Genomic DNA, 19358 nt, shown 5'->3' with positions numbered 1-19358 from the left:
TCTCCTTGCTATTTCGAGTCGATGACGAACTTCGAGAAGATGTGGCTGACGTTCAGCTTCTTGGCGTTCAATACGACGTTGGCGTTGCTGTCCGTCACTGCCTGCGTATCGTGACAACTGAAGCAGTTGACGAAGCTATTCTGAGTGAAGGACTCCATCGCCATGCTCGAGAGACCATCTTCGCCGGCGACGATCGCAGCCGGATCGTCTGTATCCATGTCGGCCGGATTTACGATAGGCATGTCCACCGTGAGGAGTTGCGGTTTATCCATCCAGATCGCACCCACGAGCCGATAATTGCGCCGCGGGTCATTCGGAGCGCTCTGCGCAAACAGTGACGTCATAGACGTGTTAAGATCGGTGACGTCACCATCTTCGCCTGTACCCATTCCAACCGACTTTGATCCAGCGAACAACCGATAGACAGACGTTTCAACCGGCTTCCCGCCGCTGAGAAATGTTTGGGATTTCTCATCGAACGAGGCCACCATCGCGTCGTCCTTCAGAAAATGGTTCGCCACCGACGCGAGGGTACCATTTTTGTAAAGCGTGAAGTCCTGTGTACTGATCGGTCCGTCGACACCGCCCGGCAGCCCATTGTCGACGGAAGGTTGAGCTGCAGCAGCCGGTGCCAGATCGCGTACGCCGTTTTCATTCACATGTTCGAAGGTCGCCCAGACGAATTCGGGATGTCCTTCGGGTCTGAACACCACGTGAAGCGCAAGTAGCGCGACAGTTTCAGTCCGAGGCGGTGCGGATTCATCGATTTCCAGATGCTGGCCATTACGCTTTAGCGTTGGAACGCTGGCCTCGGTAACCGTGATATAATTCGACGGAATGCTACCCTTCGGAACGACGCGCCAGGCAGATTTAAGTTCGACCGCTCCCGTTGGAAGTTCGAGGTTGGGGTCGGCGCTCTCGATCTCCGCCTTGGTGGTCAGCTTCTTTGCTCGAACGAAGTCGACGAACGTCTGGTTCATATGTATGGCGTAGAAGATCGGTTGGCCGCTCTGATCGATCAGAAGACCTGCAAATCCCGCTTGACGCACCCCTGCGTTTATGGAGCCGGGGGTGCTCGGTCCCGGGAATCTCATCGCATCAGCAGTGAAGTTGTTCGACCCTTTTAACGCGCGGGGCGCCACAGCCAACAGGTTCAGCCTCTTTGCCGCGAATTTCGACGCGATGGCAGGCCCAAATACATCGCCGATCATCGGGTAGGAGAGAAAGGCCGGATTTCCATTCACAGGTTGGGCAGCGAACAAGAAGTTATGCCAGGCCGGCTTGTAGAAAACGCAATCCGGTGCTGGGTGCGGTGGCGGCCTATCGAAGGTCGGCGCCGGCGTTTGCGGTAGCCACTTCGGATCGGCTGGACAATCGGCAATCGCGGCGTGACCGACGATCGTGCAAAAAACCACAGTCGAGGAAAGTCGCAGCAAAATGTTGTTCAGATTATTCGTCATGAACTTACCTCCCGGAAGGAAGTGAAAGTTTGTTGGCAGTCTACGCCTTCAGTAGTCGCAGAAGGGGCAGCAATGAATCGTTTAAGCGGCCGAAGTTAGCGAAGCCGAGTCTTCAGATGGAGCAATGCGTGACGGATCCAAAAGGGTCCTGCGCTCCTGAGCGAACATCGGTGGACCGTCGCGGCGCTTCGCGTCATTTGATCTCGTAGCCAGTCAATGCCTTATTGGATTGGAGAAGCGCAATGAGCTTTGCGACGTTGACGGCCTTGCTTAACATGTCGCATTTGCCATGCGAGTCCTTCTGAAATCCCAGATGGTGGACGCCTACGACGAGGCCATCGTTGTCCAGTGCCGGTGCGCCGGAGCTGCCCCCTTCGGTATCGCAAAGGTGCGCAAAATCAGATTGGAGATTTACGGTGCCCACCGCGGACGCGGCAGCGGTGATACCTTTGCAGTTGAGCGAAATCTGCTTCGAAAGGGAGGCGGGATGGTGAATGATGGATATGGGCTCATCGTTAAGCGGCTTGTTTCGAAGTACTAGTGCCATCGGCGGTACATCCGTTTGGGCGCCCGTAAGTTCGAGTATGGCGAGGTCGTTCGCTGGGTCGCGAAGCACGGTCCGACACCCAAATTCTCGCTTGATCTGGTCTCCGTCCCAAGAGAAGTCGATGACGGCAGTCTCGCATATTCCGGGCGACCACCGATCTTCGGCGCTCCAAGGGCCCCCGCAATGGTCGTTTGTTACGAAAAGCATCTTCGGTGCGCCGGCGATCAAGAAGCCGCTACAACTCCAAACCTTGAACCCGTTCAAGTTCGAGCCGGAATGCGCGACGAGCATTCCTACGGCGTCACCTTTTCGTCGATGAAATGTGTCGACGGTTTCCAGTGGTGACTCGAAGAGATCGACCCACACTTCTTTGTCACCCTGTATCGAGTAATAGGGTCGTTTAGCCGTCGCCGACATGGCGACATATTCGGCCAGTCTTACCTTGGCGACCGGATCAGTGCTTTCGAGGAAGAAATTGAGTTCATTGGTCGGCAAGCGATCCGTCCAGAACGGTCGATCCTGCGCTACAAAGCTGGACGATAAGGCTTGCAGTGGGCGTCCCTTGGCGTCTCTGATCGTCAGGGTCCATTTTGGGCCGGAAGTCTCTGCCTTCACGGCAACTCTAATCCAACGAATATCCTTTCCGAGCATCAGGGCCGTCGAGGGGGCCGAAGGTTGTAGATTTTTGCCCCAAGTCGTATTAGCGCCGAATTCCGTCGCCATCTTGGGCTCATCTTCGCAAGGTGATGAGGCAAGCGAAGGCTGAATTGCAGCTAAGACAGCTGCGAGTAATGGGCTGATGCCTCGAGCCAAGCTCATCGGCAACCCTGGAAGGCTGGAGGAATGCTGCCACCAGCAAGACCCGGGAGCAGAACTTCGACCTCATCGATCTGAATGGGGCGTGACGGAAGGTCAGTCGAACCCTCGACGTAGAATAGCGGCTTATCGGGGCCCCAGGAAACGTCCGTGACGAAGTTGACCAATGGCGATGTGACAGTTGGCTCGCCTTGTTTCAACTGATACTTGATGCGCCAACCGGACCGATTTCCCGCAATCTCTCGATAGATAGCTCGTATCCGTTTGACTGAAATGGGTCCGATTTCGAGAGCATCCTCGTCTGTCAGGTCTTTGAGACGGATGTTCTCGGCGCAGAACCATAGATTTTTCGCACTCTTCACGGTCTCGCCGGCGAGTTTCAACAGTTGCGTATCGGGATCGCGATACGCAAACGTCGCGTCCACGATGCCGGCGGAAACTTTCGAGGACATGTCCCCCGTTGGAGCGGGTTTCGCAATCGCCTCGAGCCGCTGTTTAAGAAGAGATCCGTTCACGTAGCGTTGCGGGTAGCAGCTCGCCATCTCGGCGAGTAGACCAGCGACTAGAGCTGTCGATTGCGAGGTCCCGTAGGCAAGTCCTAGGCTGCTAGCATCGATAGTTGAGGGGATCTGACGGGCGCCTGAACCGCCGGGTGCTGCGACTGTGACCAACCCTTCCGTCGAATAGCTTGCCCAATCCGGAACCGACGCTCCTGTCGCATAACAATTGTCGCATGCGGTTACGACGACTACATTCTTCTGATCACCCAGGTTCATAGGCGAGTCCGCCGTTTTTCGACCGATATCGACCATCGGCTGCTGCCCGGCCGCGACCACCCATAGGCCTTGGCTGGACAACATATCCTCGACCTGCGGCGGCTTATGCCTACGAGTCTCAGACGTCGTGATCGAATAGTCGTTATTGAACTTGCCTGCGTAGACGTAGATCTTCATCCCCGCCAAATTCGCCTTCGTATCCAAAAGCTTCGTTATTGCGGCATCGGCAATCGCCTGGCTGTCGAGGGAAACATTCGGTGCAAGTCCTCTAAAGCCGGTGGCGGCACCTGCGCTGACCATGATTCCGGCGAGATGGGTGCCGTGGTTTTTCGTCTCGTCGTACTTTTTGAATGGGCACCAGTTGTTCGCAGGCGAAATGTTCGGCTTGCGCAACGCGGTGATTAGATCTGGGTGAGGATCGACGGCCTGGTCAACGAGGACGATCTCAGGGCAACTCGGATTACCAGGTTTCGAGCAAGCTGCCGCGCAACTCGGGTTGTCCGTCGCGTTCAGGAGGGAAATGTAGGGAGGTGCCGCAGTCACTGGGATCGGCGGCGCATTACAGCTTTCGGCCCAGTCGATCGGCGTGTTGCTGTATTTCGGATTGGTCGTCGGGTTGCTTTCTTTTGCCACCGCCCGCGTCTCGAATCGGTCGATGTCCTTGTTGAATTTTTCGACGCCTTCGACCCATTTGTAGTTCTCGGGACTCGTAGGCACTTTCAATTCCACTGCGACGCCCTCGAATCCTAGCGTGCGCTGGGTACCGGCGGCTTTCTCGCCGGTTTTTCGCTTCCTCCAGAGCTCTCGGACTTTCACCAGCCGATCGTTGTCTTCCGGAATCGCGCTGTCGAAGGCGGCGCGCCACGGCACGGATTTGGTTATCGGGAGATCCGGATACAGGACCTCCTGGCCGATGGGCGAGGGAGAGGGGAGGGAGGGGTTGAGCTGTTGGATGACTTCCTTCATTCCGTCGGAGCATCCGAGATGATATTTGTCGAATTGAAGCCGTTGCAATACTGCGTTGCAAGGGTCTTGGCCTTTCTCAAGCGTCAACGTACTCGTCGGCACGTCACCAGTCTTCATCAGCGTCAACACCGTCTTGGCCCAATCGGCCGAGGGGTCTTTGCCAAGAAATTCGATCTGGAACGACGACCCTGCCAGGCTTCCCGCGTCGCTCTGACACGCGGCTGGCTCGATAGCCAAGGCGAGTAGCAACATGGCCAGTACGACGGCGACACGCATCGACCGCTCCTTTGTCGCTTGCGCTAATTGCTAACCGGGCAGGCCTTCCCCGTCTGATAGAGACATCGATGTCCGCGTTTGTCTGCATCCCGTAACGCGAGATCGAGGCTTCCTTTGCCTCCACAGAAATAGTGCATGACCGAGTTAGCCGTGTACGGTGTGATCGGCTTCCAGCTCGTACCTTCGGTCGCACAGCCTGGAATGTTAGCAATGTGCTCGTGCCTATATCCCAGGATATGACCGATTTCGTGCCTCAGAACACCGACCGGGTCGAATTGCAGATCCTGCGCGAGGAACGGCTTGTAAACGTAAAGAAACCTGTCTGAAGGAGGTGAGCTAGGAAAGAACGACATGGCAATCGTCCCGTCCGAAGTCGGCTCATACTTGATCTTGAAGAACGGGTTCTCGGCAACTTCGGTGAAAGTGATCCCGCACTCGGGGCACGCCGCGATCCAATCATCCGCAGCAGCGCGGAATTTCGCGCGCGTAAACTGGACGTTGTCAGCGGTCGGGAAAGACTTCTCATCGAAACCGAACGTCAACTTTCGTTGCTCCGGGTTCTTCCAATAGTCAAATTTGCCACCGACCAGATTGACGATGAGCTCATCAGATCTCGAACTGGCGATATCGGGATTTTTGAGCGATTTTAGGTAATCGACTATCTCCTCGCGGGCGATCGAGATATCACCCTCGACTACGTAGCGCCCGGAACCCGCGGGCGTCTCAACCAGGACCTTTAGAAGGCTTTCCACTTTCGCCGAATTGGATGGTTCGGCGACCGCCTCCTGCAGAAGTCGGCGAGTCAATTCGGTAGGGCTTTCTGCATCGGCGAATGCCGCCGAGCACACCAGAACCGTCGTCAAAGCCAAAGCACTTCCCGAAAACAATCTGCGCATAGCAATACCCTCTACGGCTGACGTTGTCTCAGCCGTTCAAAATGTCGTTGTGTTCAAAAATGGCGATTAAGGCGATAGGCTAGATCGCGCGCGGAGACACGTCAAGGTCGTATGACGGAGAATCGCAACAGCGGATATCGCGTTGCGGCAATGACGCTGACCCAAAATGTCGTCGAGCTTGCTCTCTCGCTGGGGTTGTGCCACCTTATTTGCTTTGGGGGCTCTTTCATATGTTGAAGCAGGTTTTGCTGGCGTCGTGTTGCGCCTTGCTAACGTCGTGCGCCACGATGCCGACGGAGTCGATCGACCACGTATCCCTCGCGGCCGTCGAGGAACGCGTCAAATGCGAGATCGGTGCGGCATTTCTCAAATTGAAGGATGATCGACGGTTTCCGGATCTAAGTACCTGGGCGGCGGGTCTCACGCTGACGCTTGCTGTCGACTCCACGGGAGGAGTGACGCCGTCCACGTCGTTGACCGGACCCTTTGGCAGCGTGAGCCCTCTCGATGTGAGTCTCGGTGCATCGCTCAACGCGAAACGTACGGCTCTACTCAATGTTTATGTTGCATTCGTCGAGGCAGCCACACACACCTGTCCTCCCGCCAGCCCCATACTCCTTGAAGGTCAATTGGGATTGGGTGACTGGATCGTTCGTGTATTCGAGGCCCAATATCTCGTGGATCAGAATTCGACGCTTCACTCGGGCTTCAACAACGACAAGTCGATCGGCTACACCATGGAGTTCCTGGTGACGCTGACCGCGGGCGTTACGCCCAATTTCATTCTGGCGAATGCAACCAATACGAAAGTCACCTTCGGCCTAGACTCCAAGTCGACAAACTCGGTCGACATTGCAATGGTGCAAATGGACCCTGCGGACTTCCGGAAGCGGTTCACAGAGGTTCTAATCAAAGGAAAGACCGAGATGCGTCCGAATCCTGAGTTCGGAAAATTTACAGCGGACGAAGCTCGATCGAAGAACATAAAGGAATTTATACCGGTTCAAGTAACGCCTGATCGGATCGAGCGGCGCCCGGCCGGAGTAGAGGCGCGGATCGGTTTCGCGACGAAACTGAAGCTCGATCAAGTGCTGCAACAACTCAACAGCAAGATCCTCATTCAGAGCTTGCGTAGATAAACAGGTGCCGACACAGAGTTTAGTGCAGATTGTGAATGATTCGGCCTACATTACTTCGTCGGCAAGGCGGGCCGGTTCGATCCCGAGAAGTTTGAGGACCATTATGAGACAGCACTCGTCGACCTCATCAATCTGAAGCGCGCCGGCAAACCTATCACTCCGAAAGAACGGCCGAGGGGCGAGAACGTCGTCGATCTGATGGACGCGCTGCGGAAGAGCGTCGGCGGCGCCGTGGCCGAGACTAAGACATCGAAGAAGCCGGCTAAGAAGGCGAAGAAGGCCTCGGCGAGCCAGAAAGAGATGCTGATGCCGATCGCCGGCAAGAAGGCGGCGAAGGAAGCGGCAGCAAAGAAGCCGGCCGCCGGAGCGCGGCGAAAGTCAGCTTAGTTAGCCCCGTAAAGCCGAGTGACGATCTTCCTTCATGAAATTTGTTGGAATTCGCAAAAAAAATACTACCATAGGCTGATTAGGCTTAGGGAGGTTGCACCGCATGAGACGGCGCGACTTGCTTGTTGGCGGAAGCATTGCTCTAGCGCAGCTCTGGGCAGCGAAGAGCCACGCCGATTGCGGCGTTCCGAACACCCGCGCGGCTGTTTCGATAGGGATCAACAAAGCTGGAACGCTGCCCGTCTTAAAGGCAGCGGTCTCTGGTGCTAAGTCGGTCGCCGATTGGCTTTGTGGAGAGGGCTTCGAAGTCAAGCTCATCGTCGACGATGCCGGTCCCGTGACGGCAAAGATGATCAAGGATACTGTCTTCGAACTTGTTGGGCGCGCAACACTCACTCACTTGGTGATCTATTTCTCTGGTCATGGCGTGTGCGTGGGCTTCAACGAATACTGGCTATTGAGCGGGGCACCGGACGATCCCAATGAAGCAGTGACCTTGAGGGAAAGTTGGGAACTTGCTCATCGGAGCGGAATCCCGAACGTGGTCTTCATATCTGATGCGTGCCGCTCAATTCCCGAATACAACGCGAGCCTTTTGACCGGGACGCTCATTTTCCCTAACTCGCCAGCACCACCTGGCAGGAGTGGGAAAGTTGATCGATTCCTTGCTACGGAACCTGGGCAGTCGTCCATCGAAGCAAAGGTCGCGGCGGACGCTTATGCAGGAATCTATACGTCAGTCTTCTTGGAAGCGTTTCAGCACCCTAGCGAAGAGATGGTGAAAACCATCGATGGGAATTTGGTTGTCCCGAACTACTTTCTTGAAGACTACCTGCGCGTTCAGGTCCCTCTTCGCCTTGTGCAGATAGATCTAAAGCACAGGCAAATTCCCGATACTCGGCTCGAGTGCCGCGACAACTTCTATATTGGCCGAGCCTTGCGGCCTGCATCTCCACCTGGCCCAGGCGCAGTCTTTGGAGAACAAAATGCAAAAATCTCCGATGTCGTCAACAGCGCGCTTGCGACCACACAGGTTGGGTCGCTAGGCCCACTTCACAACATCTACGCACAGACATTGTCGCAAGTCGCAACCGAGTCAGGATTTGCCGAGGCGAAGGCGTCGATCTCAACCGCAAAGGGTGCACGCTCGTTCGAGACCGAGATGGGACTCGCTATCAACGGTACCCGGGTCCTTCGAGCAATGAGTCGAAATGACATGGAGATACTTCGCCGATACACGGATCCCGCGTTGGTCAGAGTCTATCCTGCCGATGAGCGTCCTGCGACCGTGGCGCTGATGTTCGACGATGGGTCTGGCACTGTGATTGCGGCGTTGCCGGGTTTTGTCGGCACTATCACCGTCGAGGCAGGGAAAGTCTCGAGCGTCACATACGCACCGTCAGTTGGCGGAAGTCGGTCGTACGGATCTTATGAAGAGAAAGAGAGGCTCGATAGATTGCATGCATTGGTCGGAGCTGCCGCAAAATACGGCGCCTTCCGCATAGAAGGAGATGAAGAAAGCAGAGCGCGCGCGGCTGAGCGCCTTGCGGACCAGATTAGAGTCATGAAGGGAGTGGATCCCACGCTCGGCATCTATGCCGCTTACGCCTACGCAGATGCTAACTTAATTAACCAGGTGCGGTCGGTGCGGGAATTTATGAGAGGCGATCTCAGGGGCGATCTATTTGATGTCGCTCTTCTGGCCAACGCGCTGTCGGACAAGCATGTAGATAACCCGAACGAAGTCACACCCTTTTGTCCAATGCTGTCGCAAGGCTGGCAGCTGCTGCGCGTAAAGAACGTTGTCTTGCCAACGCTGATAGAACAGGCGCGCTTCGACCTTCGTGACGGATTGTGGACGACATTTGGGCCGAAAGGAATGGAGCTCGTATTCAGCTACATGCAGCAGAACGGATTTAAGAATAGCGGATAGCTCGCGCATCTCTTGCGTTCTTCAACCGAGGAGTACGTTACATGGACCGGCGACGATTTCTATCTATCGCAGGTGCAGGCCTCGCGACGGTCGTCGCAACGAAAAGCTTTGCTGGAGACGACCGTCCGGCTCGACTCGTATTCGTCCATGGCCGCTCCCAGCAAGGCTTGGATCCCGATGTCCTGAAGGCAAGCTGGCTCGACACATTGAAGCAAGGGGCCGCCAAGAATAATCGAACTCTTCCGCCTCAGCTCGACGTCGCTTTCCCATTTTACGGCGACAAGCTCGATGATTTCACGCGAAGGTTCGAAATTCCTCTCACGACGGACATTCAAACGAAGGGGGCCGGCGTCGACGCCGACTTTTTGAGCTTCCAAGCCGAAGTTGCCGAGCAAATGCGAAGCAAGGCGGGTATCAGCGATGCTGAGGTGCAGGAACAATTCGGGACAAATCCAACCGAAAAAGGCCCTCAGAATTGGGCTTGGGTTCAAGCGATTATCCGGGCGATAGATCGAAACGCCGGCAGTGTTAGCCAATCCTTCATCGAGAAGTTCATGCGGGATGTCTACCTCTACACATCACAGCCTGGCGTCCAGGACGCAATCGACAACTTGGTCGCGGAAAAGATCGACGAATCTCCATGCGTAATCGTTGGCCATTCGCTTGGGACTGTTGTTGCCTATCACATTTTGCGCACCGACCGACGAGCACTCAAGGTGCGGGCTTTCATAACGGTCGGCTCACCCCTTGGGATCAGGGCAATTCGCGACCGCTTCCGGCCAATTGGATTTCCGGCGAAAATCAAGGCTTGGTACAATGCTTTCGACCCAAGAGATGTGGTGGCGCTCTATCCGCTCGACGGATCGAGTTTTCCTATAAATCCCTCGGTCGAAAACTATGCGTCCGTTCTCAATGCAACAGATAATAGGCATGGAATTGTGGGTTATTTGAACGATCCCCAAGTGGCTAAACACATTCTGGATGCGTTGGGAGCCTAATCACCCCTCCTTGAAGAGATAGAGGAGTTCGCCTACCCACGTCACGAGGCTCTGCAGCTAGCATGAGGTGTTTGGGTTTGGCGAAGATCTGCTCGATCGGATTGAGGTCAGGGCGGAAGGAAGTTGCGGTGGGCGCGGGCGGGTTGGCGAAGTCGCTTTGCCCTCGTGGCTGATCGTCCCCTTGCCTATCGCTAAGGAGCCCAAGTCGAGGAAGTGCGAGGCGCGCCGCTAGGCGGCTTTCTGGATGAGGGCAGAGTGCTGGTTGTCTTTAAGGCGGATGCGAGTTGGGAGCCAGAGAGATGAAGAAAAATACCGTGATTCTGCCGGTGGTTGTCGTCATCGTTGGCATGCTGTGCGCCGGCTGGGCTACTCTGGATGGCGGATGTTTGGGGCACCCAAAAGCTTCCAAAGCCGGGTGAAGGTGAGGGGCTCGGCGGCTGTCGCCGCTTTAGAACATCCGCGGCAGGCTCGGTACAGCGGAAGGGTGGGTCACGCTGCCTCCAACGCGACGTGCTGCCAACATTGGCAGCGGGTTCCGCACGCATGGGGGCAAGATCTTCCTCGCCCTTTTCGATTTCGGTGACGCTATGAATGCAACTCGAATCGGTCCGGCGAATGACCTATTGCAATACTTCGTTTCTCAATTGCTTGGCCTTGTCGATATTGTTATGTCCCGAGTATCGATCATAGAAGGACACTGCCTCTGGCGTGTAGCCGCCTTGTTTCTCGCAGTCGGCGTTCAGTCGCACGATTTCCGACCTAAACTTCTGCACGACTGCTAGCTCTTTGTCACTCAACCATTCGCCGTTCCTCGGCATGTAGTCGTTCAGCACATCAGTGAGTGACTGCCTTTCCAAGTCAGCGCTTGGATCTTCCTTCTGAGTTCGTTTGCTCCAGGCGGAAATGAGCTCCGAATGCTGCATGGCAGCCGCGCTAGCCGTAGTTGCGCCTTTGGCCTCGTGGACATTCGCAATTAGCTTTTGGTTGAGGATCGTAGCGTATTGGTTGAGGACGCCTCGAAATAGGAAAAAGAAGTCCAGCCGGATCATCTTGACGAAGGGGCGCTGAATATCAGCCAGTTCCTCGGGTGATACCTTCAAGTCGGCGAGCTGATTATCAATCTCATCAAGCATGGTCTGCTTCTCCCTCGCTGGTGGGGTCCCTAGACGATTTCCCCAAGCGATCGTCAGATAGCTTGCGCGAGGGCTGATTGACGCCAGCTTGCGAACTCGACCGATTATCTCCTCGGCGCGATCCAAGGTCTCGCGAAGTTCAACTTGGATCTCCCAGACTTTGAAGGTCTTAATCTGGGATAAGAACAAGAAACACGCCACATGCGACAAATGCAACGCCCAAGGCGGAAGCTGATCCGATTTTCCAGGCCTGAAACACGCAGAGAATTAGCGCCGCCATGTCGAGGGCGAAGCAGACAAAGACGTATATCTCCCGAAGCTTTTCCATATCGACGTCGATCACCTTCCAGCCTCGCCAAATAAGAAGAGCCGAGACTCAGTCCCGGTTAATCGACTCAAGGTAGCATCTCAACGAGGACCCGAGACGGTGGGCGGGATGGCCAGCCTTGACGGCAACTGGCACGGCACGGCCGATGAAGATGGGAATCTATTGCTTCGCCGTTGCCCTATGATGCAGCGGCCAGCCACACGCTGCACCCGACTAACTAATCTGCGAGGGCCTGCGATCCTCCACTCCGCTCCGATTGGAGCGATACTCGTGTCTAACTCACATTCGCCCGGCGCTTCTGAGAACCGCGATCGTCCGCAGTGCGATATTGCGCATCAATCCGATCTCAGTCATATCCCGACCGTCGGCGAGCGCTTTCGCAACGAGCGCGAGCTCACGCCAGCACAGATCGGCCTCCGGAGGCGCCTCGTACATCCATAGGGCCGTGCGCAGAACAGTCTCGGCCCATCTGTCGCGATGCCGCGCAAGGGCGCTCTGCAAGAGATAATTGGCAAGCTTCGCGTGATCGCGACCGCGCGCACCTTCCACCGCTTGTGCGACCTGAGGATCGTCCTCGAACCAAGACAGGGCAACGGCATCGAGGTCGGCCAAATCGTCGCTCTTGCGTAACACCGAAGCGAGCGCCGCGGCCTCGCACATCGTCTTCGGGATATCGGCGATCAGCCCGGCAAGCGCTTCACCGAAAGCCATCCGCGCGGGTTGCCAGTCGGCACCGCCGATCGTCTCGGCAACCTGAAGTAAACCCAACGGCGCGGCTTCCCGCTTCTCTGTGCTGAGCGCCAAATGATGCGCCACGGCGCGGTCGAGATATGATCGGGACACCGCAAGCATAGGGGAAGTCCTCCCCGCGCCGGCCAAGTTCGCCTCGATCCGGCGAACCGATTCCGGTTCGCCGCTCCAAGCATCGGCAATCCCGCCTTTGGTCAGAACCGACGATATCCGCTTCTTCCGTCCGGCCGGCGAAACCAGCAGGAAGCCTTGTGTTGTGGAGCCGTCAATGGCTGAGGCGACAACTGCTTCGATGCTACCGGCCTGCCACTGCGCACAATCGATCCCAGCCGCGCGCGCCTTGCGGATGACGGCGTCGACTTGAGCTCGCTCGTCTTCGGGCCGCCAATTGCGCATCGCAATCAGCCGCCGAACATCCGTCTGCGTCAGCGAGGCGGCGACCTAATCAAGCGCTACAGAGACCGCGCAGCGAACGGCAGCATCCGGATCGAGCAGGAACAGAACTGCATTGGCGCGGCCTTCCGGTATCCCCGCGAGCGCCATGGCTCCTGCCAAAGAGCTTCGGGTTTCCACCGGCATGGCGTGGCTGCTCTCGATCAGCGAGCCGACAATCATGAACGGATCGCCGCCGCAGGCTTCGAGGATATCGCCGAGTGCCGCGCGGACGTCGGTCGGAAGCGGCCCGCCCTCGTCCTCATTGTTGGAATGCCTGGCCGATGCGGCGGCAAGCTCCGGCGATGCCGGTATCTTCGATTGGTGCAGCGCTCCTCCGACGAAGGCGAGCATGCGCGCATCGACCTGTCCCGCCTCAACCCGTGTGACGACGTCGGCCTGAAAATCGGCGATGAGCTTGGCCGCATCCGCATAGCCGCAATCGGTCCGATAGCGCAGCTGCTCGAGCAGCCGCTGCAGCACAAACAAATAACCGATGCCGAGCGCCTCATCCTTGCCGGCCGGAGGCATGTGCCGGGTTGCGCCCGCGAAAGCCGTAAATATTTCGCGTGGGGAACTTTCGCAGTACCGATCGAGGTCGTCACTGAACGGGGGTGGCCGGCCCTTGGCTACGGCGCGCGCAATCAGTCTCGCATAGTCGTCCGTCGACGAAGACTTTGGCTGGACTCGAGCCATCAACGTTACCTCCACGAATCATGCGAGGTTAGCCGCCAGGCGCGTCTCGGCTCCTTCAAAGTCATTGAAATCCACAGCTAATGTGCCCTTGTCAGGGCGCAGCAAACGCGGGCGAACTCCTGGCATAGCCTCGCGCACGTGGGCGCGATTACGCGCCCTCCGGAAAGAATGTCGCAGAAAATCGCGAATTGGCGCGCCACTCAAAACAAAATTGCAATATGATTGGGCGGAGCCGGGAATCGAAACAGCGTTATCGGAAGAGATCGCGTTGCACATCTGCCAATGCCTGCGGCTCGACCAGCAGACCCTGTCGTTCGTAACGGCCGCGGGTCCTGCTGAAGCGCACGACGACAGCGCATCTCGTGCTTCTCGCCTTCACGCGCCGCGTAAGCAAGGCTTCGCCCGCCGGCAGAAATTCGAGATCATCGAGGCCAATGCAGCCCAAGCACGCCGGGCCGCGATTCTCCATCATCAACAGATCGTCGGCGCCGCCACACCGATGGCATCTCCACGCGTCGTTCAATGGCTGGATGACCACCAGTTCTGGAGCATGGCTTGCCTTCTTCACCAGACGCTCGTGCTTCCTCTCGGAGAGCTCCGGCGAGACCCAATGAGTCCGATACGACGCGTCGATTGCAGGATTTCCGCTTCGGCTGAAACGGAGTGTCTGCCGTCGCGGCGTACGCGCGACATACACCGTCTGGCTTGCGTTCAGTCCTCTGGTGGTCGCCCATGATCGGAAAAGCTTCATGGCTTCCGAGATGCGCGGCAGGTTGGTCCGGACGACCCTTTCGAGGTGATCGACCTGCCCGCGGCGCCAGCGCTCCACTGCTTCAGGATCAAGCCAGCCGATCCCGACGAGAACGTCGATGGCGCTCACAAAACTCCGGGCGGCAAGCGCCGCTTCCGCCGCCCTGGCGACGCGATCAGCGAGTGGAACCCGATTCTTCCGGCTCATTCCGTGCTCGAATTTGCTGTTCCCTGCGGGACGAGGGCAATGTCATCCGCCCAGCGCTGAAACATTCTCCAGATCCTGCCGGCGCTGCTTTGCGCGCCGTTCGAAGCTGGCCTGGTTCTTGGTGGCGACCAGCGTGTGGGGGCTGCCGCGCCTTTCGGTCGTGAGGTCAAGGTCGCACGCCGCGCGCCGAACGCTTTGCTCGACATGGGTCCTCCGATCCTGGATCGCCTTCAGGCGCCATTGCTGTTGATCCGGCGCAACCAGGAACGCGCCCAGTCCGCGACAGTCGGCGCACGTGCATTTGAGTGGGTTGGTCCTTGCCCAGTTCCGTGGCGCCTCCAGCGGCAGTGCGATGCGCCTGCGCAGATGATCGAGAGACGTCTCTCGGAGCCGCGCCACTGCCGGCCACGCCACGCTTTCCGCCAGTTTAGCAAACGTGCGAGCGGCGGGGACTAGCACCTCGTCCGGCTTGTATGTCTTCGACCAGGCCAGCAGGTGCTCGATCGCACGCGCCGCGAGACCTGCATCGATCCGGCTCGTCGCCGTCAGAAGATCGACAACGAAGCCGGGCGACATGGGCGTTGGCCGGGTCCTGGTGTCGACCTCCTCCCTGGTCGGGGCGCCCGGCAGGGCGTCGATCAGGGCTGCGCCGATCCGCACCAGGTCGCCCGTCGTACCCATCGGCGCCGCAACGCAGCGCCGCAGCAGATCGCCGCAGGCGCCGAGATGGGCCGGAGCGTTACGGCTGAAAATCCGGACCAGCAGCTCCGTTGCACGCGAGGCCGGAAGGAGGGCGGCCGCACGCACGATCGCCTCGTTGTCGGGCGCGCCGTAAATGCCTTCGGCGGACAGGCCGGCGAGAAACGCGTCGATGCGCGCCACATTGCCGAGCCGGACCAGCAAATTGAGCATCCGGCTCGCGTCAATATTGCCCTCGTCGCGCCACACATGACGAGGCCAGGTGCGCAGCATATGCCCGGAAAGCTCGTCGGCCTCACGCCACAACGGCGACTGGATCTCTGCCTTGCTTGTCTCCCAGCGCGCTGTCAGACCTTCGAGATACGGCTGCGTCGTGCGGAGGCCGGCCTGATTCAGCACCGCGAGCCTCCGCGCAATTGGCCACAACACGAATCCGGCGCGGCGATAGGTGCGCTCGAAGGATGCGCCCTCGTTACCCGTCGCCTCATGAAAAACCTGCTCGTCTGGGGCCAGGTCCTCGAAAGCACCAGGCGGGCATAGCTCGTCCTCGGCGAACGGAAACTCGTCGAACTCGGCCTTGCCGCCATCCGGACGCCGCCACTCGGACAGGATCAGCGCCCGGTCAAAGACCTCGGCAACCTCGAATTCGTCGTCCTCCTCCTCGTCGCTACTCCAGCGGCCCCGGCCGTAATAGCCGGTATGTTCGGCGCTGCCGCTTTCCTCGATCGAGACGAGAGCGAGGTGGAGATCGCAGTCCGCCTCCGCGGCGGCCTCGGCCAAGACTGACGCCACGCCGGCGTCAGCCCCCTTGAGGGCACTGAACGACAGCTCCGCCGGCGTATAGGCGTGCTCCAAGGGCAGGATCAGCTTGTCAGGTTCGTCCTCTGCGCTCGCCCAACCCCGCAACAATTTCACGATCCGGCCGTGCTCTACGTGATAATCGGGCGCTTTTAGCGAGCGTCTCGTGCCGGCGAGCCGCAAGTTGAAGATGAGGGTGACGCGAAATCCCGCCTTGACCGGACGCACTTCGTGCACGCAGTCGGCATAGAAAGCCGCAAAACCGATCTCGGACGGTTCCTCCGGACGTGGGTCGAGCGTCACCTCGCGGCCGAGATGCTTTATGACCAATTCGCCACCGCTCTGCGACGAAGGCAGCACGAGCACCAACGTCGCGAACATGCCGGGGACCTTCTCGGTATCGCGGTGGTCGACGAAGAAGCTGCCGGTATCGTAGACTAGAAGCTTGTAGAAATCGGGCGCTACCTGCTCACCCACACCGAGCCCGCGGGCTACGTCGGCGACGAGTCCGGCCAGGGTTTTCTCCCAGTTACGCCCTCCGATCCGAACTTTGGCGGAATCGATCTGCCAGGTTCTCCGGACTTCGCGATCGACCACCGTCTCCTCGCCCCGCCCATAGGGTGCTGCCTCGGCGATTGCGACAAGCCGCTCGGCTTGGACGGGCAGGATAGGAAAAGCGATCCTGCCCAAGCCGTCGACATCGACCGTCGGCATGGAGATCTCCCGAATTCCGCCGACGCAAAAGTCGGTCGGACGCTTAACGGAACGCAGGCTATCGAGCAACGCGGTACCAATCGACGACATGGAAACTCCCCGGCAAGCTGGTCAGCGTTTCGTGGACGATCGAAAAGTCGGCGTGCTGGGCCGTCTAGAAAAGATACGCAGCGAACGCAGGCGTGGCAAATCGCGATCATACGTCACTGAGGCCGCCGCTTTTCACTCTCGAGAATCTGCGCCCTTGGCGGGCCTCCCGCAATTCGCCTGCACTTATCCGGAAGCGCTGCGTATCGCAACCGGTATCTCATCGGGATATAAAGGCCTTACCTGCGTGTCTCAATGAGATACGTATCGCCCGTGATCAGAAGCTTCAAACGGAAATTTGCCGAGCCGATCCTTCAGGGCCGCATTGTTCCGAACGGTTTTCCGGCAAATCTTGCCAAGGTAGCTCGCCGAAAACTGATCATGGTGGACTCCGCCGACCTTCTTGAGACCTTGAACTCGCCTCCCGGCAAATGCCTTGAAGCCCTTAAAGGCGATTTGGCGGGTAAGCACTCGATCCGCATCAATGATCAATGCGGGTCGTGTTTCGGTGCACCGATGCGGGTCCAGAAGACGTGGAGATAATCGACTATCACTAGCTCAGACCGGCCGGATGCGGCCCACATAGGAGATCGCAAGTGGCAAAGAAGCTTCCGCCGGTTCATCCCGGCGAAACCCTGCGGGAGGAATTTCTCGTTCCGCTCAAGCTGACCCCTTACGCGGTCGCGGCCGCGCTGAACCTGCCGCGCACCCGGATCGAACGCATCGCGCGCGAAGAAAAGCCCGTTACCGCCGACACCACGCTACGGCTCGGCAAGTTTTTCAAGACTGGCGCGGCGTTCTGGATGAACATGCAAGCACGCTTCGATCTTCGAAACGGCCGAAGACGTGCTGGCGCCGCAGATCAAGAAGATTACGTCTTATGAGGGCGGTGTGAGAGCAAATCGCGCGCGCCCGCTATCTTGCAACCCCAGGCTTGATCCCCGCCGCAACATTCAAAGCGCGGTCCGGGCGGCCAGATATCCTTCTCGCCACGAATCGCTGTGACTTTTTGCCGTACCAGGCCCAACCGCGAACGGCATCCGCTCATGGTTCGCAGTTTTATCCTGAATGGTGGCGAAGTGGCGCGCCACGGCCGATGAAGATGGGCCTATTGCTTCGCCGTGGCGCGATAATGCCGTGCGCGAGTCCACGCTGTCCTATCCGACAATTTGCTCGTCCCCGCGCGCACCCCGACGGGAGCGCACGTGCCGCTATTCGCTTTCGGTGTCTTCGAGCCACGTCCCGCGCGTAGGCTGTTTCGCGCTTGTTCGATACGGCGCAGAAAGCGCGGGTCATGTTCGAGGCGGTACTCGAGCCAGTCCTCTTCCGACTCGAAGCCGATCAACACGCCTGGGGGCTTGCCATGGCGCGTGATAACGATCTCCTGCGGCTCGGCTTCTCGAAGAAAGCGAGACAGATCATCCTTGATCTCGGACAAAGGAACTTCCTTCACTCCAGATATCCGAATTGTGCGAGCCATGACTCGGCCTCCGATTTGGGCACTATTGCCAGAACCTCGACGGTCGCGCCGGACACATCGTAGAAGACCCGAACCTCGTCTACCCGCAGCCGATACTGCGGACGCAATTGAAGTAGGTCGCCTGGCTGATCCCGGCCTTACGGCAGATCTCCGCCACCGCAACCCCGTCGCTGCCCTGCTTCAGGATGAACGCCTTCTGGGCGTCCGAAAACTTCGAGGCCTTCATCGTTCGTCGCTCCTCCAGCCGAGGGGATTTACGCAGCGAAAACTCTAGCCAAAACTGGTCCAGTTTGCCGACCTCAGATCATCAACGGGTCCGTGCCGACACTGAGAGATATGTTGTTGCCGCAGAACGAGAGGCCGACTTCCTTCTGCGTTGGTAGCCCGCGAATTCGATCCAATCAATGCGAAAACACAAACGAGCGACGCCCGTGCGGACGGCCTGACGAACTTCAACGTGTCGCTGCTTGGGAATAGCAATCGTGGACATTCGTTTGAGGGTAAAGAAACCGACTTATCGAAGCTGCCGCCTGGCGTCATCGGACCAGAGTTGACCGACGCCGAGCGGCGAGCGCTTGTCGAGTATCTTAAGACGCTGTGAGCTGTCTGTTGCCCGTGAAAAGTCAAAGCCGGACGCTCAAAGTCGGGACCCATTGCGCTGGCGTGACCGGAGAGCTAGGGCTCCCGCAATCCGGTTAAGGGCGTTTTTGCTGGAGATAGGGACACCCTGGGAGAGCGGTGGTGCGACGTTGGCTGCTTCTCGTCGAAGCAGTCATCAACGAACCTGGCTCTTGCCTCGGCAACGGCATGTCTCCCGTATAGATCGAGCAAACCGAAGATGGGATCGACCGGGGACGCTGTTTTCGTCGCAGTCCTTTTCGGTCGGTGGCGAGGGAACGTTGACGGCTGTGACGGTTGTAGGGCGAGGGCCCTGGGCGCAGCCTTGGCAGTAGCCTTACGCATAGACCGTTTGGTTGTCCGGCTGGTTATCGCCGGCGCGTTCATTCGGAGACGTCTTGCGTGAGCTGACAACCTTCCTAGATTGCGAAGCAGCAGGATGCCGTTCTCACCCGGCCGGAGGCGGTTCGA

The 19358-nt window shown here is 58.1% G+C and carries 16 protein-coding genes and 3 pseudogenes; 6 read left to right on the top strand and 13 right to left on the bottom strand.

Annotated elements, in window-relative coordinates:
* Positions 1–8: 8 nt before the first annotated feature.
* From QQL28_RS35580 to QQL28_RS35565, 4 genes are all read right to left on the bottom strand, one after another.
* The gene (locus QQL28_RS35580; RefSeq protein WP_284273236.1) at positions 9–1460 is read right to left on the bottom strand and encodes a hypothetical protein; all 1452 of its coding nucleotides are present in this window, start codon (positions 1458–1460) and stop codon (positions 9–11) included.
* 193 nt (positions 1461–1653) lie between these two features.
* Positions 1654–2730 carry a trypsin-like serine peptidase gene (locus tag QQL28_RS35575; protein WP_284273235.1) on the bottom strand — a complete coding sequence of 359 codons (1077 nt, stop codon included), beginning with the start codon at positions 2728–2730 and terminating at the stop codon, positions 1654–1656.
* A 92-nt stretch (positions 2731–2822) separates the two neighbouring features.
* Positions 2823–4841 (bottom strand): S8 family serine peptidase, encoded by a 2019-nt coding sequence (locus tag QQL28_RS35570; RefSeq protein ID WP_284273234.1) that lies wholly within the window; start codon positions 4839–4841, stop codon positions 2823–2825.
* A gap of 23 nt (positions 4842–4864) precedes the next feature.
* Positions 4865–5737 carry a zinc metalloprotease gene (locus tag QQL28_RS35565; RefSeq protein WP_284273233.1) on the bottom strand — a complete coding sequence of 291 codons (873 nt, stop codon included), beginning with the start codon at positions 5735–5737 and terminating at the stop codon, positions 4865–4867.
* 230 nt (positions 5738–5967) lie between these two features.
* Between QQL28_RS35565 and QQL28_RS35560 the strand changes: the two genes are divergently transcribed.
* The 4 genes and pseudogenes from QQL28_RS35560 to QQL28_RS35545 all read left to right on the top strand — a co-directional run bounded on the left by QQL28_RS35560 (position 5968) and on the right by QQL28_RS35545 (position 10194).
* Positions 5968–6876: a hypothetical protein gene (locus QQL28_RS35560; RefSeq protein WP_284273232.1), complete on the top strand. Its 909-nt coding sequence runs from the start codon at positions 5968–5970 to the stop codon at positions 6874–6876.
* Positions 6877–6924: 48 nt separating this feature from the next.
* Positions 6925–7263: pseudogene (locus QQL28_RS35555) on the top strand (non-homologous end joining protein Ku); the annotation flags it as partial.
* Between the two features lie 103 nt (positions 7264–7366).
* Positions 7367–9196, top strand: coding sequence for a caspase family protein (locus QQL28_RS35550; RefSeq protein WP_284273231.1), 1830 nt, complete (start codon positions 7367–7369; stop codon positions 9194–9196).
* Between the two features lie 41 nt (positions 9197–9237).
* The gene (locus QQL28_RS35545; RefSeq protein ID WP_284273230.1) at positions 9238–10194 is read left to right on the top strand and encodes a lipase family protein; all 957 of its coding nucleotides are present in this window, start codon (positions 9238–9240) and stop codon (positions 10192–10194) included.
* A 620-nt stretch (positions 10195–10814) separates the two neighbouring features.
* On the opposite strand, the gene QQL28_RS35540 is transcribed toward QQL28_RS35545, so the two are convergent.
* The 7 genes and pseudogenes from QQL28_RS35540 to QQL28_RS35515 all read right to left on the bottom strand — a co-directional run bounded on the left by QQL28_RS35540 (position 10815) and on the right by QQL28_RS35515 (position 16702).
* Positions 10815–11327, bottom strand: coding sequence for a hypothetical protein (locus tag QQL28_RS35540; RefSeq protein WP_284273227.1), 513 nt, complete (start codon positions 11325–11327; stop codon positions 10815–10817).
* A 169-nt stretch (positions 11328–11496) separates the two neighbouring features.
* A complete protein-coding gene (locus QQL28_RS35535) occupies positions 11497–11670 on the bottom strand; it encodes a hypothetical protein (protein WP_284273225.1) in 174 nt (57 codons plus the stop codon).
* Between the two features lie 264 nt (positions 11671–11934).
* Positions 11935–12507, bottom strand: a complete 573-nt coding sequence (locus QQL28_RS35530; RefSeq protein ID WP_284273223.1) for a hypothetical protein — start codon at positions 12505–12507, stop codon at positions 11935–11937.
* A 234-nt stretch (positions 12508–12741) separates the two neighbouring features.
* A pseudogene (locus QQL28_RS46465) lies at positions 12742–12834 on the bottom strand (hypothetical protein); the annotation flags it as partial.
* Positions 12835–12846: 12 nt separating this feature from the next.
* On the bottom strand, positions 12847–13368 hold the full coding sequence (locus tag QQL28_RS35525) for a hypothetical protein (RefSeq protein WP_284273221.1): 522 nt from the start codon (positions 13366–13368) through the stop codon (positions 12847–12849).
* Positions 13369–13783: 415 nt separating this feature from the next.
* Positions 13784–14413 carry a hypothetical protein gene (locus tag QQL28_RS35520; RefSeq protein ID WP_284273220.1) on the bottom strand — a complete coding sequence of 210 codons (630 nt, stop codon included), beginning with the start codon at positions 14411–14413 and terminating at the stop codon, positions 13784–13786.
* 120 nt (positions 14414–14533) lie between these two features.
* The gene (locus QQL28_RS35515; RefSeq protein ID WP_284273218.1) at positions 14534–16702 is read right to left on the bottom strand and encodes a 2OG-Fe(II) oxygenase; all 2169 of its coding nucleotides are present in this window, start codon (positions 16700–16702) and stop codon (positions 14534–14536) included.
* Positions 16703–17062: 360 nt separating this feature from the next.
* Between QQL28_RS35515 and QQL28_RS35510 the strand changes: the two genes are divergently transcribed.
* Entirely contained in the window at positions 17063–17332 is a 270-nt protein-coding gene (locus QQL28_RS35510) for a type II toxin-antitoxin system RelE/ParE family toxin (RefSeq protein ID WP_431309699.1), read from the top strand.
* A gap of 53 nt (positions 17333–17385) precedes the next feature.
* Positions 17386–17673 carry a HigA family addiction module antitoxin gene (locus QQL28_RS35505; protein ID WP_284273216.1) on the top strand — a complete coding sequence of 96 codons (288 nt, stop codon included), beginning with the start codon at positions 17386–17388 and terminating at the stop codon, positions 17671–17673.
* Between the two features lie 224 nt (positions 17674–17897).
* Here the strand turns inward: QQL28_RS35505 and QQL28_RS35500 are convergent, their stop codons facing one another.
* Together QQL28_RS35500 and QQL28_RS35495 are read right to left on the bottom strand one after the other, a co-directional pair.
* Positions 17898–18227, bottom strand: coding sequence for a type II toxin-antitoxin system Phd/YefM family antitoxin (locus QQL28_RS35500; RefSeq protein WP_284273214.1), 330 nt, complete (start codon positions 18225–18227; stop codon positions 17898–17900).
* A 148-nt stretch (positions 18228–18375) separates the two neighbouring features.
* Positions 18376–18495, bottom strand: a pseudogene (locus QQL28_RS35495) (transposase); the annotation flags it as partial.
* Between the last annotated feature and the right edge of the window lie 863 nt (positions 18496–19358).

It is taken from the genome of Bradyrhizobium iriomotense (genome assembly GCF_030160715.1).
GTDB classification, from domain to species: domain Bacteria; phylum Pseudomonadota; class Alphaproteobacteria; order Rhizobiales; family Xanthobacteraceae; genus Bradyrhizobium; species Bradyrhizobium iriomotense.
The sequence above is the reverse complement of the archived record's forward strand: the minus strand, read 5'-3'. Positions and strand labels throughout refer to the sequence as shown.